This window comes from Vagococcus fluvialis, from assembly GCF_048815235.1.
Classification (GTDB): Bacteria; Bacillota; Bacilli; order Lactobacillales; family Vagococcaceae; genus Vagococcus.
This window is the reverse complement of sequence record NZ_JBMEAO010000005.1, coordinates 133,652-158,148: the sequence shown is the minus strand read 5'-3', so window position 1 is coordinate 158,148 and position 24,497 is coordinate 133,652. Positions and strand designations below refer to the sequence as shown.

At 32.2% G+C, this 24,497-nt stretch carries 21 protein-coding genes; 17 read left to right on the top strand and 4 right to left on the bottom strand.

The features are described 5' to 3' along the window. Positions 1 to 151: 151 nt before the first annotated feature. On the bottom strand, positions 152 to 2,104 hold the full coding sequence (locus ACODH8_RS04970; RefSeq protein ID WP_332464556.1) for a hypothetical protein: 1,953 nt from the start codon (positions 2,102 to 2,104) through the stop codon (positions 152 to 154). Between the two features lie 127 nt (positions 2,105 to 2,231). Here ACODH8_RS04970 and rbsR point away from each other — a divergent pair, with 127 nt between their 5' ends. From rbsR to rbsU, 4 genes are all read left to right on the top strand, one after another. After that, a complete protein-coding gene (rbsR, locus tag ACODH8_RS04965) occupies positions 2,232 to 3,224 on the top strand; it encodes a ribose utilization transcriptional repressor RbsR (protein ID WP_332464557.1) in 993 nt (330 codons plus the stop codon). A gap of 103 nt (positions 3,225 to 3,327) precedes the next feature. Next, positions 3,328 to 4,233: a ribokinase gene (gene rbsK / locus ACODH8_RS04960; protein ID WP_332464558.1), complete on the top strand. Its 906-nt coding sequence runs from the start codon at positions 3,328 to 3,330 to the stop codon at positions 4,231 to 4,233. Positions 4,234 to 4,249: 16 nt separating this feature from the next. Further along, a complete protein-coding gene (rbsD, locus tag ACODH8_RS04955; RefSeq protein ID WP_332464559.1) occupies positions 4,250 to 4,645 on the top strand; it encodes a D-ribose pyranase in 396 nt (131 codons plus the stop codon). A gap of 25 nt (positions 4,646 to 4,670) precedes the next feature. Beyond that, on the top strand, positions 4,671 to 5,558 hold the full coding sequence (rbsU, locus tag ACODH8_RS04950; protein WP_332464560.1) for a ribose/proton symporter RbsU: 888 nt from the start codon (positions 4,671 to 4,673) through the stop codon (positions 5,556 to 5,558). 46 nt (positions 5,559 to 5,604) lie between these two features. On the opposite strand, the gene pnuC is transcribed toward rbsU, so the two are convergent. From pnuC to ACODH8_RS04935, 3 genes are read right to left on the bottom strand one after another with little or no spacing between them, the layout of a single operon-like run. Continuing rightward, positions 5,605 to 6,309 (bottom strand): nicotinamide riboside transporter PnuC, encoded by a 705-nt coding sequence (gene pnuC / locus ACODH8_RS04945; protein ID WP_332464561.1) that lies wholly within the window; start codon positions 6,307 to 6,309, stop codon positions 5,605 to 5,607. After that, positions 6,310 to 7,029, bottom strand: a complete 720-nt coding sequence (locus ACODH8_RS04940; protein WP_332464562.1) for a nucleoside phosphorylase — start codon at positions 7,027 to 7,029, stop codon at positions 6,310 to 6,312. Further along, on the bottom strand, positions 7,029 to 7,685 hold the full coding sequence (locus ACODH8_RS04935; protein WP_332464563.1) for a Crp/Fnr family transcriptional regulator: 657 nt from the start codon (positions 7,683 to 7,685) through the stop codon (positions 7,029 to 7,031). The genes ACODH8_RS04940 and ACODH8_RS04935 overlap by 1 nt, the downstream gene beginning before the upstream one ends. A gap of 414 nt (positions 7,686 to 8,099) precedes the next feature. Between ACODH8_RS04935 and ACODH8_RS04930 the strand changes: the two genes are divergently transcribed. The 13 genes from ACODH8_RS04930 (at position 8,100) to ACODH8_RS04870 (ending at position 24,497) form a co-directional block, all read left to right on the top strand. Continuing rightward, positions 8,100 to 8,909, top strand: coding sequence for a TrmB family transcriptional regulator (locus tag ACODH8_RS04930; RefSeq protein WP_332464564.1), 810 nt, complete (start codon positions 8,100 to 8,102; stop codon positions 8,907 to 8,909). A gap of 4 nt (positions 8,910 to 8,913) precedes the next feature. Then, positions 8,914 to 9,792, top strand: a complete 879-nt coding sequence (locus ACODH8_RS04925) for a sulfite exporter TauE/SafE family protein (protein ID WP_332464565.1) — start codon at positions 8,914 to 8,916, stop codon at positions 9,790 to 9,792. 20 nt (positions 9,793 to 9,812) lie between these two features. Next, on the top strand, positions 9,813 to 10,796 hold the full coding sequence (locus ACODH8_RS04920; protein WP_332464566.1) for an ornithine cyclodeaminase family protein: 984 nt from the start codon (positions 9,813 to 9,815) through the stop codon (positions 10,794 to 10,796). A gap of 420 nt (positions 10,797 to 11,216) precedes the next feature. Beyond that, complete coding sequence (locus ACODH8_RS04915; protein WP_332464805.1) at positions 11,217 to 12,083, top strand: ABC transporter permease; 867 nt, start codon at positions 11,217 to 11,219, stop codon at positions 12,081 to 12,083. A gap of 8 nt (positions 12,084 to 12,091) precedes the next feature. Then, a complete protein-coding gene (locus ACODH8_RS04910; RefSeq protein WP_332464567.1) occupies positions 12,092 to 12,970 on the top strand; it encodes a carbohydrate ABC transporter permease in 879 nt (292 codons plus the stop codon). A 27-nt stretch (positions 12,971 to 12,997) separates the two neighbouring features. Then, positions 12,998 to 14,608 (top strand): sugar ABC transporter substrate-binding protein, encoded by a 1,611-nt coding sequence (locus ACODH8_RS04905; RefSeq protein WP_332464568.1) that lies wholly within the window; start codon positions 12,998 to 13,000, stop codon positions 14,606 to 14,608. 46 nt (positions 14,609 to 14,654) lie between these two features. After that, the gene (locus ACODH8_RS04900; RefSeq protein ID WP_332464569.1) at positions 14,655 to 15,248 is read left to right on the top strand and encodes a DUF624 domain-containing protein; all 594 of its coding nucleotides are present in this window, start codon (positions 14,655 to 14,657) and stop codon (positions 15,246 to 15,248) included. Next, complete coding sequence (locus ACODH8_RS04895) at positions 15,238 to 16,131, top strand: acetylxylan esterase (protein WP_332464570.1); 894 nt, start codon at positions 15,238 to 15,240, stop codon at positions 16,129 to 16,131. The genes ACODH8_RS04900 and ACODH8_RS04895 overlap by 11 nt, the downstream gene beginning before the upstream one ends. Position 16,132: 1 nt before the next feature. Then, positions 16,133 to 16,903 carry an endonuclease/exonuclease/phosphatase family protein gene (locus ACODH8_RS04890; protein ID WP_332464806.1) on the top strand — a complete coding sequence of 257 codons (771 nt, stop codon included), beginning with the start codon at positions 16,133 to 16,135 and terminating at the stop codon, positions 16,901 to 16,903. Between the two features lie 22 nt (positions 16,904 to 16,925). Continuing rightward, positions 16,926 to 19,076 (top strand): beta-glucosidase BglX, encoded by a 2,151-nt coding sequence (bglX, locus tag ACODH8_RS04885; protein WP_332464571.1) that lies wholly within the window; start codon positions 16,926 to 16,928, stop codon positions 19,074 to 19,076. Positions 19,077 to 19,089: 13 nt separating this feature from the next. Further along, positions 19,090 to 22,407, top strand: a complete 3,318-nt coding sequence (locus tag ACODH8_RS04880; RefSeq protein ID WP_332464572.1) for a GH36-type glycosyl hydrolase domain-containing protein — start codon at positions 19,090 to 19,092, stop codon at positions 22,405 to 22,407. Between the two features lies 1 nt (position 22,408). Then, positions 22,409 to 23,371, top strand: coding sequence for a LacI family DNA-binding transcriptional regulator (locus tag ACODH8_RS04875; protein WP_332464573.1), 963 nt, complete (start codon positions 22,409 to 22,411; stop codon positions 23,369 to 23,371). 157 nt (positions 23,372 to 23,528) lie between these two features. Beyond that, positions 23,529 to 24,497, top strand: coding sequence for an LPXTG cell wall anchor domain-containing protein (locus tag ACODH8_RS04870; protein ID WP_332464574.1), 969 nt, complete (start codon positions 23,529 to 23,531; stop codon positions 24,495 to 24,497).

The window sequence follows — 24,497 nt, the reverse complement described above, 5'->3', positions numbered from 1 at the left end:
ATATAATAAAATTGGCTGTAAATCAGAAAAATAAACCAATAGATAACAAAAAAGAATCGGAATCCAAAAATCTTTTTAAGATTTTCGAATTTCGATTCTTTTATTTAAGAACTGTAACTACTTATGTCACAGCCTCTTTTTGTTAATAGTTCTAGAAAGTAGCGCCTAAATCATAAGCCCAAGGATTATTTGTGTCCATTAAATTAGTTAACGTATCTGCTTCTTTAATAAATGATTCAGGAGTCTTTTCATACTCTTCAAAGTAAATAGACTCAATTTTATGTTCTTCATTTAACCCTATAAAAAGATATTCGTTATCAAAATTAGTTAGTAAGATAACTGGTTGTGTCTGATTTTTTAGAAGGACTGGTTTAGAGTAGCTAAACTCAATTAATGTTAAAAACTGTTCATCTGTTAGTTGACTAAGCCTTTCATAGAGCTCATCTGTTAAATAATCTGAATAAAGTTTTTCTAAATCTGATAAATATTGGTTGAAATCTTCACCATATGATAATAAATCATTTGTGAAAAAAAGTGTGGCATCAAGTGTCCCTAAGGATGAATTAAAAGGTGACTCATCTAGTGTTACTTTCTCTAAATTGATAATTTCATTTTGATTGTTTGTAACAGTCTTTAAGTACCAATCTTGATTGCCATTAAACTCAGAATAGGTAATGACAGTATCTTGTTCTGTCAGGTTGTGAATTTCCTTAATATCTTCAAACATGTCTACAATCAGTAATGAGTCTAAGGATTCTTGTTCAGTTGATTTTAAGGCATCTAGTGACTGGATACTTTTTTCAGAAAATGCACCGTATTCAGTATCAAGTTCTTCATCATAAAATAACCAAGCGTAGACAGTTGGATTTACTTTAATATGATTCTCTCGAGTCGTTAATTTGTATTCAACTTCATCAAAATCAAATGATTCCTCATCAAATTCAGTTAAGTCGTTAAAATTATCGAAAAAAGATTGGTCAGAACGGTCACTGTAAGAAACAAAACCAATAACAGCCGAAATAAAAGTAAAAAATAGAATAGCACCAGCGATTAATTTCCACCATTCTATCGGTTTATAACCAGTTTTAGGAATAGGAGCCACTTGTCTTTTTCTTTGAGAAGGTTGTTTCGTGTTGACTAAATGGCGTCTTATCTCTTTAAGTCTACTCATTAACATCTCTTTAGTTGAGTCAGATACCCAACTGAGTCCGATAATATCAATATTAGAGACCATTGGAGCAGTAGAATCTTCTAGTAAGTGTAAAAGATTATTAAAGACTTTGATATCATGTTGGTATTTTTCATTTTCGATAGCTGCAAATAGTTTATAGGTTTCTTTATTTTCTAAGAAGTTAGGTGTGATTAATGAATATACCCCAAGTAAATAACGTAAATCATCATCCTTAAAGGTGAGTTCCATTAAACTAGTAAGAAAAGGCTTATCAAGATTCTTTTCTTTTTCTGAATGAGTTAAATAAGAAAATAAAAGATATCGATTGTAAAAATAATCATTTCTTTCAGTTGATGGAAGAGTTTTGTAAAAAGAATAGTCCAAAAAGTTTTTTACTTTTACTTGTTGATTGAACAAATCTTGCTTTTCTACAGTGGAGAAGTCACTCTCTTTAATTTTTAACAGATTAATCAGTTTTATTCTGACGTCATCTTGCAACAACATATAATGGTCTATTAAAAAAGATTCAATCTCTTTTTTTATCATATCTGCTTTTGTAGCATCCGTTAAAAAGGGGGATAACAAATGTTGCCAAGTTTCAAAATCAGTGTAAAAATGAAATTGATTTAAAAACATGCTAAATGAGTTTTCCCAGTTATTTTCTAAAGAAGGTGTTGAACTTTTCTCGACAGGAAAAATTTCAATAGATTGTTTATTTGGAATTTCCTCAATAATACTATCTTGTTCTAAATTAATTGGTATTTGTTGATTGTTATGATAGTTTTTAACAGCTTGATTATAGGCATCTCTTAATTTTTGGTAATCTTCCATGTGACGAAGCATATCAATTTCTTTTAATCGTTCTTGATAGGCTGTTCTAATTTCGTCAATATGAGCATCGGGTTTAATGTTTAATAAGTCATAGATTGTCATATTTATCTCCCCTAATTCATCTTTAAACTCCTAGGATAATTATATCACAGCCAGATAAACTATTTGATAGTATGTTTTTTTTAATAAATCAGTTACAATACAAGTAATGACAAGGTTAGGGTGATAAATGATGGGAAAAAAAGTGACGATTAAGGATGTTGCAAAAGCTTCTGGTGTATCAATAGCGACTGTATCCCAAATATTAAATGGTAATACTAAAAACTTTAATATTAAGACCATTGAAAAGGTCCAAAGAATAAAAGAAGAAATGAACTATGAAGCAGATTATTTTGCTAGAAGAATGGTTGTAAAAGAAAGTAAAACGATTGGTGTTATGGTACCTGATATCACTAATCCTTTTTTCTCAACATTTGTAAGAGGAGTAGAGGATGTTCTTTATCAGCAAAATTTTATTCCTATGTTTTATAATGTAGATCGTGATGATGAAAAAGAAAGTGATGCTTTAGAAGAATTGAGTCGTAGAGGTGTAGATGGCTTTATTATTGCTAGTTCAGCCATTAGTAATGAGGAAATAGACCGAGTTCTTAGAAATAAAAAACATCCATTCATTATATTAGATCAAAAAAACTTTGATGAAATGAGTGACACTATTGGTACTGATGATTTTTTAGGTGGACAATTAGCAGGAAAACATTTCACAGAATTAGAGCATCAAGAAGTGTCGGTTGTTGTACCAAAAAGAATGACACTAAATATTGAAAACAGATTAAAAGGATTCAAAACAACTTTTAATGGGCAAATAAATGTGATTTCAACAACTCTTTCTAAAGAAGGAGGAAAAGAAGCTGTTGCACATATTTTAAAGACTGAGTCGACAGGTATTTTTGCTTTAAATGATGAAATGGCTTTTGGTTTGTACTATGGATTAAAAAAAGCTAACAAAAAAATACCAGAGGATTATAGCATTATTGGTTATGATAATGTTGAGATGGCTGAATATGTGACGCCTGAGTTGACAACTATCGGACAACCTATTTTTGAATTAGGTCAAGAAACAGCTCATATGCTGTTAAGCCGAATTGACATGCCAGACCAAGAGTGGCAACATAAAAAACTGCCAGTAACATTAATAAAAAGATTTTCTACGACACATGCTTGAAATTGCTTTCAACATGTGTTATATTTTGGTCAAGTTATTAAAACGTTTTAATAAAAAACGGTTTAATTTAAAAAATAATAATTAATAAGCTGGAGGGACTAAAATGAATACGATTACAGTTATTGGAAGTATTAACTTAGACACAACTCTTAGAGTGAAAGAAATGCCAAAACCAGGTGAAACGCTACATGCAAAAGAACATTTTACAGCTGGTGGTGGTAAAGGTGCTAACCAAGCTGTTGCCGCAAAACGTTCAGGAGCAGACACTTATTTTATTGGAGCAGTAGGAAATGATGGCGCTGGGATGATGATGAATGAGCTACTAACTCATGAAGAAATAGACATTACAGGTGTTAGTACATTAGACAATCAATCAACAGGCCAAGCCTTTATCACGGTAGATGATTCAGGGGAGAATAGTATTATGATTTTCTCAGGAGCCAATAACAGCTTTACACCAGAACAAGTAAAAAAATCTTCAGAAACAATTATTAAAAGTGATTTTTTAATTTCTCAATTTGAAAGCGCTATGGATAGTACAGTAGTAGCTTTTAATATTGCAAGAGATAACCAAGTTAAAACGATATTAAACCCAGCTCCTGCAATAAGTGAAATGCCAAAAGACTTATTATCTGTAACAGATATGATTATTCCTAACGAAACAGAAACAGAAATTTTAACAGGCATTAAAGTAACAGATGAAGCTAGTTTAAAAGAAGCAGCTAAAGCTCTTCATGAATTAGGAATTGAAGCAGTCATTATTACAATTGGAAGTAAAGGTGCTTTTTATGATGTGAATGGTAAATCAGGAATTATTCCAGCCTTTAAAGTGAAAGCAGTAGATACAACAGCTGCAGGAGATACCTTTATTGGTGCATTAAGTAGTGTATTAAAACCTGATTTTAGTAACATTGAAGAAGCTATCACTTATGGAAATAAAGCATCATCATTAACTGTTCAACGTTTTGGAGCACAACCCTCAATTCCATATAAAAATGAATTAGTTTAAGAAAGGACTACTAATAATGAAAAAATCAAAAGTTATTAATTCAGATATTTCAAGAGTTATTTCTCAGATGGGACATTTCGATAAGCTAAGTATTGGAGACGCTGGTATGCCAGTTCCAATGACGACTGAAAAAATTGATTTAGCTGTGGATAATGGTATTCCAAGTTTTATGGAAGTTCTAAACAATGTATTGGAAGAATTAGAAGTCCAAAAAGTTTATTTAGCGGAAGAAATTAAAGAAATGAATCCAGAAGTTCTTAAACAAATTCAAGAACGTTTACCTGATACAGAAATTGAATTTATTCCTCACAATGAGATGAAACAAGAACTAAACAATTGTCATGCTTTTATTAGAACAGGAGAAATGTCTCCATATGCCAATATTTTATTAGAAAGTGGCGTCGTATTTTAATTAGAAAATAAAAGGAGAAGTTAACATGAATACAACAGCTTTATTAATCGGTTTAGGACCATTACTCGGTTGGGGACTTTATCCAACAGTTGCCTCAAAAATTGGAGGAAAACCAGTTAATCAAATTCTCGGATCTACTTTAGGAACTCTAATTTTTGCCATTGTGTTTTCGATGACTCAAGGAATTAGTTTAGCAACAGGATCAGATTTATTATTAGGAATGTTATCTGGTATTGGTTGGGCATCAGCACAAATCATTACGTTTTATTGTTTCGGACTGATTGGCTCATCTAAAGCAATGCCTGTTACAACAGCCTTCCAATTATTAGGAGCTTCACTTTGGGGAGTTATCGCTTTAGGTAACTGGCCTGGAGCTAGTGCGAAATTATTTGGTGGTTTAGCATTGATTCTTATTATTGTAGGAGCAAGTTTAACTGTTTGGACTGAAGAAAAATCAGCTGAAAATTCAAGTGTTCTCAAAAAAGCTGTCCTAATGTTAGCTGTGGGTGAAATTGGTTATTGGGGATATTCTGCAGCTCCTCAAGCAACAAATTTAAGCGGACAAGAAGCATTTTTACCTCAAGCAATAGGAATGGTTTTAGTCGCTGTTGTATATAGTCTTGTGTTAACTATAAAAAACAAAGAAAAATCAGCTTTCACAGAAGTAGTTTCTTACAAACATATTTTCTCTGGTTTCTTTTTTGCCTTTGCAGCTTTAACCTACTTAATTTCAGCACAACCTGATATGAACGGGTTAGCAACTGGTTTTATTTTATCTCAAACTTCAGTTGTCTTAGCTACTTTAACTGGTATTTGGTTCTTAGGTCAAAAGAGAACGAAAAAAGAAATGACTATGACTGTTATTGGTTTAGCATTAATCATTATTGCTGCGACAGTTACAGTTATGCTATAAAAAAGAAAAACTGTTCTTCTAAAAATGGAAGAACAGTTTTTTTATATTATTCTGCTTGGTCGTAGTCATTCCAAACTTTATTGGCATAGATACTATTAAATAATAGAGCCGCTTGTAGAGCTACTTGCGATAAACTGCCGCCTAAAGTCCCAAAGTCAGATGTACCAGTGAAAATACGATAAGTTAATAAAGACCAGTAAAATAGATTGGCAATATTAACAAAAATCCATAAAGACCAATTTTCTTTGTATTTAAAAATATAAAGAGTTTGAGCAATTAAAGAAATAACAAGATTGACGCTATCAATATAAGGTAATTGTCCTCCTAAATTTGCTAGCACTAACCAACCAATTCCCCAAGCAATGAAAGCTCCAGCAAATATTTTTTTCTTCACACCGGGACTAAAACTATTTACAGCTTCGTCATTTCCCCATAAAAACCAGCCAATAGGTTGAGAAATAACGTAAACAATATTCATTGCAAAAGAACCGTAAGCATGTGATTTATAGGCAATATAAGTCATAGCTAAACATTGTACTAATCCAAAAATAAAGGTGATTTTTCTGCCTTTCATACCATAAACAAGACAGATGACACCTGCTAAACCACTAACCATACCAATAATAGAGTCAGGTGCTATTAGATAGACACCAACTTGGAGAGCTAATAAAGCAATGATGTAACTTATTTCAAATTTTTTCCATCCAGTAAAGAGTTGCTCATAGAGCCAAGATTTTTTTTCAGTTGTCATTTAGTTATCTCCTTTTAATAGTTTTAGAGCAAGTTCAATAGAGTCACGTTCCCCTTTTGATACAATTGTATCTTCGTTAACTAAACTGTTAACTCCTTCATTCAAATCTGCTTCATAAAGGACAACATTATTTAAAATAGATAAGGTACTTATTCCTTTTAGAGAGCCTAAAACATATAAAGTACTGGTTTCCATGTCGCCACCTAAAATACCAAATTCAGACCAAAAAGCTTCAGTTTCAGTATTTTTTGGCATATAAAAGCCATCATGAGAACGGGTAATGCCAAAATAAGCATTAGGAACTAAGCTTTTAGCCTTACTAATTAAATCAGGATTAGGGATAGCCGGAAAATCAGCAGGAACATATTTTTTAGTTAAGCCTTCATCTCGAACAGTTCCTGTTGAAATAACTAATTTACCTAGTTGAATGCCTTTTTGCATAGCACCACAACTACCAACACGAATAATAGTAGTGATGCCAATATTAGTAAGCTCCTCTATGGCAATTGCTGTAGAAGGGGCACCGATGCCTGTAGAAATAACAAGGATTTTTTCTCCTTCAAATTCTCCTGTAATTGACTTATACTCTCGGTTAAAAGCAAGATCTGAAGTGTTGCTTAAAAATAATTTGATTGTATCAACTCTTTTGTGGTCTCCGACAATAATAGCTTTAGTCACATCTGCTAGTGGAGCAAGTTGAATATGTGCTTGAATTTCCATTAAAGTTTCTTCCTTTCGATTAATAATTTTTCTTTGTTTAATATGGTAATTGTTTTTGGATTAACACTAATCAGTTGTGAATGTTCCAATTCATTTAAAATGCGATAAACACTACGAGATGTAGCTGAAATAGATTCTAATAACATCTTTTTATCAATATCATTATTAGTTAAGTTTAAATCAATAATGGTACTAATCACTTGTTCTTTAACAGTTGCTAAACTATATTTGGCAGCTCGATTGGTTAATTCATCCATTTGTTCACACAAAGAATGAATAAGAAAATAATTGAAAGAAGCGTCTTTTTGAGCCCATTCTATAAAGATTGTATTAGGTATTTTTATCAGTAAACAATCAGTTATATTCTCAATAGAGGCGCTGTACGGTTTATTAATAAATGCTTCTTGTTCTCCAATCAAATTACCCTCTGTATAGATGTCTAAAAGAATTTGTCGGCCATTTTTTTCAGAAACGAAGACTTTAATGTCTCCGCTTACAATAATGTATACATATTGATAAGAAGAACCTTGAGACAAATGTAGTCTCTTAGATTTCATATGAACCAGTTGCATTTGGGATAAAATATAATAAGGGCAATTTTGGAGCATTTTATTAATTGTGTTATTAGATTTCACAACTGCTAAGAGTTCATCCATTGTTAAAACCTCCTACTTTATTAGTCTAACTTTTTTTAAGATGAAACAAAATGACAAATGTCTGATAACGATAAGAAAAGGTTTTCAAAATATAAATATTTACTGACATTTGTCCCAATAAGTTATTTTAGCTTGTCTCAAGATGAAAAGTAAATATCTTGTTTATTGATTGAATAAAAAAGGAATTGTGAAAAAACGAACTAAATGAAAATCCTATTTATTATTTTTAATAAATAATAGCCAATAGACGTAAGTTTGTTTGTAATAAATATCACTTTCAATGTAATTTTCATTTGTGAAAGTTGTTTTTAAAGGTGTTTTAATTGTAAAAAACATCACAATGTATTGAAAAAACAAAGGTTTTGAATTATAGTAGTTACTGTAGTAGCTACTAATTAAATAAGGGTGAGAAGAATGGATACGATAATACAGATAATGAAAAAATACGATTTTTCTGAAATGGAAACATTGGTGTATACAACTTTACTTGAAAAAGGCGTGATGACTGGTTATGAAGTTAGTAAACAATCAGGCGTTGCAAGATCAAAGGTTTATAACGTTTTGGAAAAACTAATTAAAAAAAATCTAGTAGTTGTCAATAAGTCAGAGCCCAAATTATATTACGCAATATCATCAGAAGAGTTTTTAGAGCGTTTAGAAAAAAATGTTAGTCATGATTTAGAAGTACTAGAAAATCATTTGGGAACAATTAAAACCAAAGAGGAAGAAGACCTATTATGGAAATTAGATGATTTTGATTCTGCCTTAGACAAAACAACTCATTTAATCAATCATGCTAAGGATTCTCTACTTATACAAATTTGGGAAGATGAACTAACGCCCAAGATGATTGACATTTTACAAAAAGCTGAAAAGAGAGTTGAAAGGTTTGTCTTAGTTTTATTCAGTAATGAACATCGTTATGATATCCCATTAAAAAAATATTATATCCATGGTTTTGAAGAAGAAAAGTTGAAAGATTTTGGTTCTAAATGGATTAATGTAGTAGCAGATGAAAAGGAAGTTGTTTTTGGAACTTTAGATAAACAAAATCATATAATTGATGTAACTTGGACTAAGAATAAAGCGATGGTTAATTTAGCTAAAGAGTACATTAAACATGATGCCTACACATTAAAAATTATTCAAGAAAATTCTGAGGTATTGAGAGAACAGTATGGTCAAGAATTTGAAAAAATCAGATTGATTTATCAGGAGGATTAAACTAATGGTTAAGACAATTTTATTAAGTTTGATTGTTATCGTAAATGGTTATTTTTTATTTGTATTTGTGAAAGATTTATTAAGTCATAAAGAAGAGTTTAAAGCAGAAAAAGCTGATACTAAGTGGTTACCTTTTACATCGTTTTTTATGTTTTTCTTATCGACATTTGGTATTTCTGACTTTGCAATTGGAACAGTCTTATATCCTAAGTTAGAATGGACAACGATGAAAAAATTACCTGGAACACTTAACACTCAATGTGTTATTCCAGTAGCAGCAATGGCATTATCATATATTTCTTCAGTAAATGTTGGGATTAAAACATTAGGTGTTTGTATTATTGCTCAAGTGATTGGTGCTTATATTGGCCCTCGCTTTGTTGTTAAATTACCTGAAGATACTATTAAGAAATTTGTTGGTGTTGGTTTAATTATTGCAGCCTTTTTAATTTTTGCAGGGCAAGTTAACTGGATTCCTTCAAACGGAACAGCAACAGAACTTTATGGAGGGAAATTAGTAATAGCTGCTGCATTACTTTTCTTGTATGGTGCATTAAACAACATTGGAATCGGATCATACGCTTTAACAATGGTAACTGTTTATCTATTAGGAATGGATCCAATCGCAGCATTTCCAATTATGATGGGTGCTTGTACATTCTCAGTACCAATTGGTAGTGTTCAATTTATTAAATTGGACCAATATAGTCGTAAAATAACACTATTCACAGCTACATTTGGTGTTTTAGGTGTACTAGTAGCAGTCTTTTTAGTGAAATCATTAAATACTTATTTATTAAAATGGTTAGTTATTATTGTGTTACTTTACAGTGCATACACAATGTTAGCAGCTCAAGTAAAACAAGCTAGACAAAATGCTTAAATAGGAAAGGTTGAGATGATATGTTAGTACTGACAAAAGAACAAATTATGGAAAGTTTTTCAATGAGAGAAGCAATAGATGCTTGTAAAGAATCTTTAAAATTGTATTCAGAAAAAAAAGCTTCAGTGCCTTTAAGAACTAATATCAACATTGCTAAACAAGAAGGACAAAGTTTATACATGCCAGCTTATGTTGAGGGTAATGAAGAAGCACTTGGAGTTAAAATAGTTTCTGTTTATCCTAAAAACATTGAAAAAAATATACCTAGTGTTCCAGCTACCATGGTAACGTTGGATGCTGAGACTGGAATGGTGTCAGCTATTCTTGACGGTACGTACTTAACTCAATTAAGAACAGGAGCTGTTCAAGGAGCTGCTACAGAATTATTATCTCGTAAGGACTCAAAAGTTGGTGCCCTGATAGGAACAGGTGGACAAGCAGAGTGTCAATTATGGGCGATGTTAACAGCTAGAGAACTTGAAGAAGTTAGAATTTTTGATATCGATTTTGAGAGAGCAACAGGATTTGCTAAAGAGATGGAAGCTAAGTATAGAGTTACAATGGTTCCAACAAAAACTTCAGAAGAGTGTGTGACAGGGGCTGATATTATTACAAGTGTAACAACTTCTAAACGTCCTACATTCTCTGCTGAGTGGGTGAAAGAAGGAGCTCATATTAATGGAGTAGGAGCTTATACAAAAGAAATGTGTGAGATTCCACAAGAAATTATTAAACAAGCAGAAACAGTTATTTTTGATACTGTCGATGGCGTGATGCAAGAAGCAGGTGATTTTATTCAACCTATTGAATCAGGTTATCTAACAGAAAGCCATTATAAAGGTGAACTAGGTCAACTAGTATTAGGAGATATAACAGGTAGAGAATTGGAAGAAGAAATTACGATTTTCAAAACTGTTGGCTCAGCTGTATTAGATGTTTTTGTCGCTGATCAAATTGTGAGAAGAGCAAGAGTTAAACAAATTGGAAATGAAATAAATATATAATGAAAAAGATTGAGCGATTGGTATCCAATACAATGGCTCAATCTTTTTGCTAATTAATGGCTCTTAATTACTATTTTTGTTAAGAACATAATCTAAAAAAATATGAAATGGTATAGAGGCTGTTTTATAAAAAAAGAGCCAATAAAACACAACGAAAAACTGTTCGAAAATATCCCTGTTTTTTTAATTAAAGACAGAAGAAAAAAAGAGCTGTAAACACAGTGATAAAGCGCTTTTATACCAGTTTGTAGAAACGGTTCGATGTTATATTAGATAAACACATGTAAAAAGTATGTTGAAAACGATTTATTTATATGTTATTATCTGTTTGTCGAAACGTTTCACCAAAAACTGGAAGGAGGCTTTATTTTGGCTAAATCAAAGTTTCATCGCTTTTTATCGCAATGGCAATTGCAATGGATGATCTTACCAGGAATTGCATTTATGATTGTTTTTAACTACATTCCTATATATGGTATAATCATCGCTTTTAAAAACTATACGGTTGTAGATAGTATTCAAACTGCTGATTGGGTAGGATTAGAGAATTTTCGAATTATTTTTGAAGATGCTTTTTTCTGGGAGGCTGTAAGAAATACATTAGCAATTAGTTTGTTAAAACTAACTTTAGGATTCTTCTTACCGATTGCTTTAGCTATTATGATTTTTGAAATGAAAGACGGGAGATTAAAGAAAACGATTCAAACTATTTCTTATGTACCCCATTTCTTTTCATGGATTGTACTAGGAGGTATGTTGATTAGTTGGTTATCAACTTCAGGATTCCTAAATCAAATTTTAATGTCCCTAGGTGTCATGGACAAAGGGGTAAACCACCTGTTAGAAGCAGATAAATACTGGTGGATTGCTGTATTCTCAGATCTTTGGAAAGAAGTAGGTTGGGGAACAATCCTCTACCTTGCAGGGATGTCAAAAATTGATCCAACTTATTATGAGGCAGCTCGTATGGACGGAGCTACTAAGTTAACACAAATTAAAAAAATAACCTTGCCATTATTAACACCAATTATTTCTCTGAATTTAATCTTGGCAGTAAGTGGTATTTTAGGGTCTAACTTAGATCAAACTTTAGTTTTAATGAACACACAAAATCAAAATAAATCTGAAGTTATTAACTCATTTGTTTACCGTATGGGTATTACTCAAGGAGACTTCTCATATGCAACAGCAGTTGGTTTAGGCGTATCAGTTATCTCAATTATTCTATTGTTAATTACTAATAAAGTAACTAAGAAAATGAATAATGGTCGATCAGTCATTCTATAAAAGCGGAGGTGAAATTTGTGCAAAAGGAAAATAAAGTCTTTAACATTATTAATACAACCTTACTAATCTTGTTTGCATTAATAATTGTCGTTCCTATTTGGAACATCTTAGTTACTTCTGTGAGTGGCACATCGGGAATGAGTTCTTCAGGAATGGTATTAGTTCCTCATGACTTTACCTTAGAGAACTATAAAAAAGTTTTAACAGATGAAAGTATTCCAAGAGCTCTTTTAATATCAGTTCTTAAAACGGTCATTGGAGCTTTTACTCACGTAGCTTTTTGTTCGATGGTAGCTTATGCATTAAGTAAAACAAACTTAATGGGACGAAGTGTTTACACTATGATGGGTGTTATTACAATGTACTTTAGTGGTGGGATGATTCCTACTTACCTATTGATTAAATCTTTAGGTTTACTAGATACATTTTGGGTATATATTATCCCAGCTTTATTTAGTTACTATGATGTAGTTATATTAATGAACTTCTTTAGAGATGTTCCTGTTTCATTAGAAGAGTCGGCTAAAATTGATGGAGCAACTGAATTTACGATATTTAGAAAAATTTATGTGCCACTATCAAAACCGGCTTTAGCAACAATTCTTCTATTTAATGGGGTAGCTCAATGGAATGATTTCATGACAACTAAACTTTATGTAACAAATGAAAAATTATATCCATTACAAATGAAGATTTACGAGATTATTGTTCAATCAAATATGAACTCAATGGCTAACAGTGGTAGTACAGATATCATTGTAGAATCAAGTACTAAAGGGATTCAGTTAGCAACTATTGTTATTACAACAATACCTATCCTGATTATCTATCCTTTATTACAAAAATACTTTATTGGTGGCATGATGGCGGGAGCCGTAAAAGAATAATCTGAAAAAAGAAAGGTGAAAATATAAATGAAAAAAGTGGCTTTAGGTCTTTTAACAGCAGGTTTAGCAGTTGGATTAGTAGCATGTGGTGGCGGAGATAAAAAAGATGCTAGTAAAGATTTTAGCATTAAAGATCGTTATGAATTAGATAAAAATACACCAGCTTGGAAATTAGACAAAAAAGAAGAAACAACAGAGTTAACTTGGTATATCAATGCTGATTGGAAAATGAATCCATTTGGAGATGATGTAACAACAGCAAAAATCAAAGAAGATTTAAACATTGATGTTAAATTTATTACTGGAGATGACGCGAAGTTAAACGCTCTAATTTCAAGTGGAGATATGCCTGACATCGTTACTTTAATGCAAAAAGATACACCTGCAGGAAATAAAGCTGATAAATGGGCTTATTCATTAAATGAGTTAGCAGAAAAATATGATCCTTACTTTAACGAAGTTGTAACGGAAGATACATTTAATTGGTTTGCATTAGAAGATGGTAAAACTTATGGTTACCCTAACTACTCAAATACACAAGCTGATTACGATAACAATGTGATTCCAGCAAATGATGCATTTATTATTAGAGAAGATGTTTACAACAAATTAGGTAAACCATCTCTATCTACTCCTGCTGATTTTGAAAAATTAATGAATGATATTAAAAAAGAATACCCTGAAATGACACCATTTGGCTTTGGTCCAGTTAAAGACGATAGCTATGCATTCCAAAGAATTTTACAAGACTACATTGGTGTTCCTTTAGAAACTGAAAACGGTGAATTCTATGACCGTAATTTAGATCCAGAATACAAAGAATGGTTAAAAACAATTAACAATGTTTATCAAGATGGTAACATCAACGATGATAGCTTTACTGATGATGGCGATACTTACAAAGATAAACTTAAAAAAGGTCAATACGCAGTTGTTTTCGCAGCAGGATTTAACGGTTCTGTAGGTGAATTACAAGAGTTCAAAAACAACAGTGATTCTCAATACATTGCTGTAGATGGTCCTCAAAGTACAAGTGGTCGCGAAATCACATTAAACCAAACAGGTATCTCTGGTTGGTTAGTTAACCACATTTCTAAAAATGCAAAAGACCCTGCAAAAGCAATTCAATTATTCACTTACTTAATTAGTGAAGAAGGTCAAATGTTAACTAAATTTGGTGTTGAAGATGTAACTTATAAATTTAATGATGATAAAAAAGTTGAAATTTTACCAGAAGTTAAAGAGTTAGAACAAACAAAACCAGAAGAATACCGTAAAAAATATGGTTTATCAGCATTTAACTTCTTTAACAATGACCGTATGAACTTATACAAACAACCAGAAGAAAGCTCAGTAACTCAATTACAAGCTTGGGGTAAAGGTAAATTAGTTCCTCACTTTGTTATTGAAAATATTGCTCCTGATGCAGGAACTAAAGAAGCTCGTGCTGAAGATGGTATGAAAACTAAATTTGATACAGCTGTAATTTCTCTAATCCGTGCTAAATCAGATGATGAATTTGAAAAAACATATAAAGAATATGTAGATTTCACTGAGAAAAATAATGCTGAAGATGTTTATAAAGCTAAAACTGAAAAAATGAAAGTCAACAAAGAAAAGTTAGGCCTAAAAGACTAGAAAGGAGAGGTGAGGAAGTCTAAGCTTTCTCACCTTTTAGTATATTATGAAAAATTTATTATCAGTAGATGGTTGGTACTTTAGAGTATTTTCTAAACTAGCCAATCTAATCATCCTTAATTTAATATTTATTGTCTCACTTGTTCCAATTTTTACATTAGGTGCATCTTTAAGTGCATTGATTTTGTCATTAAATGATTTAAAAGTTGATGGAACTTTATCAGCTGTTAGAGTTTTTACCACTCATTTTAAACAAAATTTTAAAAAAGGCATGATTTTATTAGGTGTTGAATTAGTTGGGTGGATCGTTCCTGCTGGAGTGATTTACGTGAGTTTAAGATTTATTCCTCTATTAAGTACGTTATTGATGATTATTTTTTCATTCTTTTTACTAGCGCTAATTGTTTTTCCTTTTGTGTTTACTCTAAAGGATTTGACTTTGAAAGAAGCTATTAAACAATCATTTGGATTTGTGACATTGAGAATTCCTTATGCTATTGCTAGTTTTGTGTGTTTAGTAATGATTGTCTTTTTAAGTTTAAAATATTCGATTATTTTCTTGTTTTTATTAGGTATCTCTCTTGTGTTTTATTTACAACTAGACTTAATGTACAAAGGTGGCATGTTAAATGAAAACTAAAAATTACTGGTTAAAAGAGATCATAAAATCAAATGAATTATCACTTGATTTGAAGATGGAACAAGTAAGTTTCCCAAGTGAAAAAATAACTTTGTATGAGGTTAGTTATAAAAGTCTTTATGATGAAGTGATTCATGGGTGGTTTATTGAGCCTAAGGGAGAAAAAAATTATCCCCTAGTTATAGATTTTATTGGCTATATGAATCATTTAGTTTCACCATTACAATTTTCAGAATGGTTGCACGCTGGATGTGCTGTACTAGTAACAGACTCAAGAGGTCAAGGTGGCAAAACACTAGACAGTCATCCTTATGAAACGGTTGAAGAAGAAAGATTAATGGCGTGTGGCATATTAGATAAAGATGATTTTTATTTACGTCGTTTATATTGGGACGCTCTACGTTTAATTGATGTATCTCAAGAGCTCCCCTTAGTGGATAAAGAAAAAGTATTTATTCATGGAACTAGTCAAGGTGGCGGTGTGGGGATTTTCGCCAATAGTATGACACCACATCAAATTAAGTATGGCTTTTACGATGTCCCTAGCCATAGTAACTTATCTCACCGAGTAGAAAAAGGAACTGGTTCCTATAGAGGGATACATGATTATTTAGAAATAAATCCTGATAAAAAAGAAATGATAGAAGAATTATTAAGTTACTTTGATGTGAAGGAAGTAGTTGATCAAATAAAAAACCCCATTTTAGTCTCAGTAGGAGAAGCCGATCCTATTTGTCCTAAAGAAGATTTTTATCCTGCTTATGAAAGAGTTGAATCATTTAAAGAAATTGATGTGTATGAAGAAGCTGGCCATGGTGGTGGTGGACATAAGCACATTGAAAAAATTCTGACGTATTTATTAAAGGAAGTTGATGGTGAATAACATGAGAGAAGTACAAATTGCCACTTACAATGTTCGTGTCGATACAGATGCTGATAAAAATTGGGCTTGGGATTACCGAAAACAAGAAGTTCTTGATTTAATTCGTTACCATAGTTGGGACGTTTTTGGTGTTCAAGAAATTAGACCTAATCAAGTAAAAGATTTATCTATTTTAACTGAATTTGATAGCTATACAGAAGAACGCGAAGGAGATAATCAGGGAGAAGGTTTAGGCATTTACTATAAACCAGATTTGTTTGATTGTCTTGATAAAGGGTATTTTTGGCTTTCAAAAACACCAGATGTACCAAGTATTCATCCTGAAGCTGGGTGTAAACGAATTGCTTTATGGGTGATATTAAAAGATAAGCTGACTCAAAAAGAGTTTTTAGTTATTAATACTCATTTAGATCATATTTCAGAAGCAGCTAGACAAGAAGGTATGTCTGTATTATTAGAAGAATTAAAGGATAAAATTGAACAATTTAATACCGTGATTTTAGGTGATTTTAATTCAGAAAAAACAGAGATTTTACATCACGAGTTAAAGAAACAATTTAGTTATCCAGAGGAAGACGAGACTGTATTTAATTACGGTCCAAAAGGGACTTTCCAAGATTTTAATTACGATATTAGTTGGAATGAACTAGAACAAATTGATTATGTTTTGTTTAAAGGAATAGAGTGTCTAAAATATGGCGTTTTAACAGATTCTTGTGACAAACGATTTCCATCAGACCACTTTCCAGTTGTAGCAACAGTTAAAATTTAAGAAGAGTAAGGGAGATATTAAAATGAAACAAACTGAATTATTAGCGATTATAGAAAAAATGTCACCAAAAGAAAAAGTGGATCAACTATTACAATTAGCAGCTGATTTTTATACAGAAAATGCTGAAGATCGTACAGGTCCAATGGAAAATTTAGATATTACGGAAACAACAATTGATAATGCTGGTAGTATTTTAGGCGTTTCAGGTGCTCAAAAAGCAATTGATATTCAAAAGAATTATATTGAAAATAACCCACATAATCTACCAACTATTTTAATGGCAGATATTATTCATGGATTTAGAACTATTTTCCCAATTCCTTTAGCTTTAGGATGTACATGGAACAAAGAAGCAGTTGAAGAAATGGCTTCTGTATCAGCTTTAGAATCTTCTGTATCAGGTCTTCATTTAACGTTTTCACCAATGCTTGATTTAGTACGTGACCCAAGATGGGGACGTGTTTTAGAATCAACAGGGGAAGATCCATATTTAAACAGTGAATACGCACGTGCCATGGTTCATGGTTACCAAGGTGATAACTTAAAAGAAGACACAACTAAAGTAGCAGCTTGTGTGAAACACTTTGCAGCTTACGGTGGAGCAATCGGTGGTCGTGATTATAATACAGTAGACGTTTCAGAAACAACTTTACGAGAAAAATATTTACCAAGTTACCATGCTGCTATTGAAGCAGGTGCAAAACTGGTTATGACGGCTTTCAATACCATTGAAGGAGTTCCGGCAAGTGGTAACAAAAAATTATTCAGAGATGTTTTAAGAGATGAATTTAAATTCACAGGTCCTGTTATTTCTGACTGGGCAGCGATTAAAGAGATGATTAATCATGGTGTTGCAGCAAACGAAAAAGATGCAGCTAGACTTGCGATTGAAGCAGGTGTTGATATTGAAATGATGACAACTTGCTATGACAAACATTTACTTGAATTAGTTGAAGAAGATGCGCGTTACATGGATTTATTAGATGAGTCAGTTCTTAGAATTTTAGAGTTAAAAAATGATTTAGGCTTATTTGAAAATCCATACCGCGGAGCAGATGTAGAAAAAGAAAAAGAAGTTATTTTATCTGATAGTCACCGTGAATCGGCAAGAAAAATCGCTGAAAAATCAATGGTTCTTTTAGAAAATAATGGCGTTTTACCATTAGCTAAAGAAACAAAAGTTGCTGTGTTTGGACCAAAAGCGACTACAGGGGATTTAATGGGAGCTTGGTCATGGCAAGGAAAATTTGATGAAGTGATTACGATTGCTGAAGGTTTATCAGCTAAAGGTTCTAATGTAACAACTTCAACAGTTGAATATGATTTATTTGAAAATTCTACAGAGAGTTTAGCTGATGCAGCTTTACTAGCAACTGAGAATGATGTTGTTATTTTAGCATTAGGTGAAGCAGATTGGATGAGTGGTGAAGCTGCAAGTCGTAGCGATATTAAATTACCACAAAGTCAAATTGAATTATTCAACGAAGTTAGAAAAGTAGCTAAAAAAGTAGTCGTTGTATTAATCAATGGTCGTCCATTAGATTTAAATGATATCAACGAAGCGGATGCTGTTCTTGAAGCCTGGTTCCCAGGAACTGAAGGAGGAAATGCGATTGCTAATATTCTGTTTGGAGAAGTTAATCCAAGTGGACGTTTAAGTATGTCATTCCCTGAAAGTGTTGGACAAGTACCAGTTTATTACAATACTGAAAATACAGGTCGTCCTTATGAATCTGCACCAGATGAAAAATATGTTTCTAAATATTTAGACGTATCTAACTACGCTAAATACCCATTTGGTTATGGTTTATCATATAGCGAAGTTTCTTATGATGAAATGACTTTAAACAAAGAGCATGGAGCTTTGGAAGATACAATTGAAGTAAATGTGACAGTAAGTAACAAATCAGAAGTAGCAGTTACTGAAACTGTTCAACTTTATATTCGTGATTTAGTTGGTGAAACAGCTCGCCCACTTAAAGAATTAAAAGGATTTGAGCAAGTTGAATTACAACCAAATGAAACGAAAGATGTAACGATTGTTCTTGAAACGAAAAAATTAGCTTATGTTCATCAAGATTTATCATGGGCAGTAGACGCTGGTGAGTTTGACTTAATGGTTGGACCAAATAGTCGTGAATTAAAATTAGTTAAAAAATTAATTCTTGGATAATGGAGTGAAATCAATGGTAGGTAAATTATATACAGGTAAAAATGTGAACTTCACATTTTTACCTCATGGTGATGTAAAAGAAATTTCAGCAGGTAATATTATTATCAATCAATTTGTAGCAAATGAATTCGATGTAAGTGTTAATAATTTATTTTTAAGAATTCATTCTGAAGGAACAATTACTTCATATCCTTTAGTCGGAAAAAAATCAAAGAGTACAGTTGAATTTTTCGAGAATGGAATTCGTTTTGAAGGAAATATCGAAGGAATTAGTTATCAAGTTGACTTCAAGTTAACAGACCAAGATGTTTGGTTCTGGGAGACACGTCTTTCTGGTCAAGGTCAATTAGTTGATGTGGTTTACGGTCAAGATTTAGGACTTGCTAATTACGGAGTTGTATTAACAAATGAAGCGTATAACTCTCAATACTTAGATCATTCAACTTACAAAGGGAAAAACGGCCATGTGATTTGTACAAGACAAAATATGCCACAAGGAACAGTATTTCCTTATTTACAACAAGGGTCATTAACGAAAAATCGTCATTTTTCAACTGATGGCTATCAATTTTTCAGTAAAAATGATCAAAACGATATAACAGATTACTTGAATAACAATTCTGAATTAGAAAGCGTTGTTTATCAGTATGAAATGGCTTATACAGGTATCCAATCTGAATTAATCACTCTATCAGATGAAAAACAAGAAGTTGTCTTCTACGGAGCTTATTCAGAAGATCACCCTACAGCAGTAACTGCAATTGCAATTGATGAGAAAGAAATTGAAGCAACTTATTCTAAACTAGAAAAGTTATCAAATTTAGTGACCAAAAATGAAGCTAGTGATGTGATGATTTCTGATTTATCAGGAATGGCATTATCTTTAGAAGAAATCAACGAATTGTTCCCAACTAGAAAAGTTGAAGAGTTTGCAGAGTCAGGTGAATTATTATCTTTCTTTGATGAAGAAGACTATCATGTTGTGTTAAAAGAGAAAGAACTTTTAATGGAGCGTTCACATGGTCACATTATCATTAGTGGAGAAGAAGACACGATTGATAATCCAGTTATGGCAAGTACACTTTATATGAATGGGCTATTTAACTCTCAAATTGTTTTAGGTAACACAACTGTTAATAAATTTATCAGTAATTCAAGAAATGCCTTAAATTTATTGAAAAAATCAGGTCAAAGATTATTTGTGAAGCAAGACGGAGAGTGGGTACGCTTAGGATTACCATCTGCCTTCAAACTAGGCTTTAACTTTGCTACTTGGTATTACAAAACTGCTGATGACATGATTCAGGTGACAAGTTATACGGTTGCTGAATCAAGAAGTGTGCAATTTGAAGTAGTAAGTAAAAATAATCGTCAGTATGATTGGTTGATTAGTTTTGATATCGTAATGAATGATAGCGAAAATAAAAAAGACTATACAATGACTCAAACTGCTAATGTATTGAGCTTTGAGCCAACAAGTGAATCTGCTATTCATTCGAAATATCCTGAGTTAAAATATCACTTAAATGTAGAACAATCATTTGATTTAGTGTCAGCTAAAGAATTATTTGATATGACAACAGATGAAAACTTATTACTATTAGAAGTTAAAGAGATGGATAAAGTTAACCTAACCATTCAAGGAACATTATCTGCAGAAGACTTTAGAGTTGAAACAACTGAGTTATATGAGGCTACAACTTCTTATAATAAGTATATTGCTGAGTTAAGTAATCAATTTGCTTTATCTCATTCAAATCAAAAGCGAATCGATAAAATGAATGTTCTTGTTAAATGGTACACTCACAACATGTTAGTGCATTACTTGTCACCACATGGTTTAGAACAGTATGGTGGTGCAGCATGGGGAACTCGTGATGTTTGTCAGGGACCTGTGGAGTATTTCTTTGCGATGAACAAACCTGAAATTGTGCGTTCTATCATTTTAACAATTTACTCAAATCAATTTGATAATGATGGTAACTGGCCACAATGGTTTATGTTTGATAAATTTGAAGAGATTAAAGCAGATGAAAGTCATGGAGATATCATTGTTTGGCCATTAAAAGTGGTAAGTGATTATTTAGCGATGACAAAAGACTTTTCAATTTTAGAAGAGCCATTAGCTTATTCTAGTCGAGAAACCTTTACACAAACAAAAGAAAAAGAAACATTGTTACAACATATTGATAAACAAATCACTTATATTGAAAATAACTTCTTAGAAGGAACGTTCCTTTCTTGTTACGGTGATGGTGATTGGGATGATACACTACAACCTGCTAACCAATCACTTAAGAAAAATATGGCAAGTAGCTGGACAGTAGCTTTAACGTATCAAACATTAAAATTATTCTCAGAAGTAATGAGTGAGAACAATGAGGCATTCTCTAATAGAAGTAAAGACTTGTACGAAGGTGTGTATAATGATTTCCACAAATACATGCTCAGTGATGAAGTGATTCCAGGATTCTTATTTATGGGAGAAAACAACCAACCAGAGCTTGTTATTCATCCAAAAGACGAAAAAACAGGAATCAACTATCGCTTGTTACCAATGACTAGAAGTATGATTTCTGAGTTAATTGATAAAGAAGAAGTTGAAAAACACTTTGGAATTATTCAAGAGCATTTGACATTCCCTGATGCTGTTAGACTAATGAATAAACCTGCAAATTACGCTGGTGGCGTGAGTCAAATCTTTAAACGTGCGGAGCAGGCGGCTAACTTAGGTCGTGAAGTTGGTTTAGCTTACATTCATGCTCATATTCGTTATATTGAAGCAATGGCTAAAATCGGGAAGCCTGAAGAAACATGGATTAATTTAGAGAAAATTAACCCAATAGGTATTAATGACGTTGTCTCTAATAGTAGCTTGCGTCAAGCAAATGCTTACTTCAGTAGTTCTGATGGTGATTTTAATACAAGATATGATGCTCAAGATAACTTTAACGAATTAAAAACGAAAGAACGCGATGTTAAAGGTGGTTGGAGAATCTATTCAAGTGGTCCTGGTATCTATATTAATCAATTGATTAGTAATGTATTAGGTATTAGAAAAAATAGTGAAACATTGACATTTGACCCAGTTCTTCCAGAAGACTTAAATGGTTTAGAATTAAGCTATCAATTAGAGAATAGATTATTAAAAATCAAATTTAACTTAAATGAACCTATTAATGAACTGAAGATTAATGGTACACTAGTTGAAGTTGCTAAAAATAATAATCGTTATAGAACTGAAGGGCTATCTATTGATTTAGATACGTTATATAGTTTAACGACAGTAGAAGGAATTAACGAGGTAGAACTATTTATTGGAGAGGTGTAAGATGGTTGGTATTAGAGATATAGCTAAAGAAGCTGGCGTGTCTATCTCAACTGTTTCATACGCATTAAATGGAAGTGACAAGGTTACAGAGGAAACAAGAAAAAGGATCAAAAAAATTGCCGATGAAATGAATTATGTGCCTAATATGGCAGCTAAAGCATTGAAGAGAAGAGAAACCAAAATAATTGGAGTTTACTTATCTGACTATTTAGGGAGTTTCTACGGCGAATTATTAGATGGTATTAAGCATGGCTTACAATCTTATGATTATGAGATGATTGTATGTAGCGGGAAAAGATCTCATTTATTTATCCCTGAACGCATGGTTGATGGCGTTATCATATTAGATTGGACTTTCGACACGGAAGAAATTCAAAAATACGGGGAGTCTGGTTACAAATTAGTAACATTAGACCGAGAAGTAGAAGGGAAAAATCTATGTCATGTGTTACTTGATAATGTTGGTGGTGCGACTTTAGCCGTTGAAAAAATGATGGAACAACCAGCAACAGCTATACATCTAGTAACAGGTCCTGAAAATTCATTTGATAGTATGCAACGTTTAGAGGCTGCAGAGAACGAACTTAAAAGATATGGTAAAGACTATACCGTTCATCAAGGAGATTTTGATGCTAAATCAGGGAGAAAAATTGCAGAAGCGATTTATTTAAGAATGACGAATAAACCAATTTCTATCTTTTCATTTAACGATGAAATGGTAATTGGGATGTATGACTTCTTTAAACGAACTGAGCTTGAAATTGGAAAAGATGTTAATATTATTGGTTTTGATAATGCTTATTATGGCAATATTATTTCGCCAACAATTGCCTCGATTAGTTTTTCTAAAAAACGTTGGGGAATGGTTGCGGTAGAAAAATTAATGCAATTAATCAATAATGAAGAAACTGATAATGATTTAATTTATACAAGTTTTGTACCAGGAAAATCATTCGCAGAATAATAATGCATAAGTGTTAAACACGGAAATTAGTGATAATTTCTGATGTTTAACACTTTTTTAGTGAATATGTTAATAAAATATTAAGAAATAAAAGAATGTATTGGTTGAATGTTACAGATGTGTTACAATTATTACATAAGGAATGGAGGAAGAGTTAATGAAAAAAATAAGATTTATTTTTTTATTAAGCTTAATAATTGGTGTTGGAGCACCATCATATTCATTAGCAACAGAAAAAAGTTTAGAATCTTCAGAAATAGTGGAAGTCATTAAAAAAGATAATGAAGTCTCTGATACTGAGGAAACAGTGACTGAAGAAACAGCTCAAAGTGAAGTAGAACAAACGAATGAAACTACTTCCAAAGAAGTGGTACCTGAAGAAGTAGTCCCTAAAATTGAAGAAGGATTAGACAAATTGATTGGTGAGAAAAAAGGTGAAAATGTGCCAGTTGATGAAAAACCTTCTCCATCACAAATTAGAGAAACTTTATTATCAGGTGATTTTGGTGTGTCAAAAGAAGAATTGGATAACTACACAGATGAGCAACTAGAACAAACAATGACGCTATTTACACGTTATAATTACGATGTGACAGGTATGGACTATGGCGCTTATGGAAGACTTCTTAAGACCTTATTTAATGATAAAACGGTTAATGTAAATGATGCTTTAACGCAATTAGCATTTGATCCGTCATCATTTTCGAGTTTCTCTAGTATGATTCCTGAAGTCGAACGTTTAAAAACATATTTAGATACGTTGTATCCAGTTAATAGTAGTTTTATCCCAGGGCTTGGATTAAGCACTAATCAGTTAGTAGAGCGATTAAATGAGTTACAAAAACTTGAAGATAAGTTAACAGCAGAAGGGAAACAGTTGCCTTTTGGACGAATTGCGCCTTTAATCTCAACTAGTGTCACTCCAACAGAAGAAACAGGGGAGAGTACAACTGATTCTACTAGTCAAACGAAAGAAAGTGTTTCTGAGAGTAAAGTAATTAACTCTTCTGACAAAAAAAATGATAAATCTTTACCTAAAACAGGCGAAGCATCCACTGGGGTGATTGGTATTTTAGGTTTAGGATTAATGGCTTTAATAGCAGTACCTTTAAGTAAAAAATTCTAA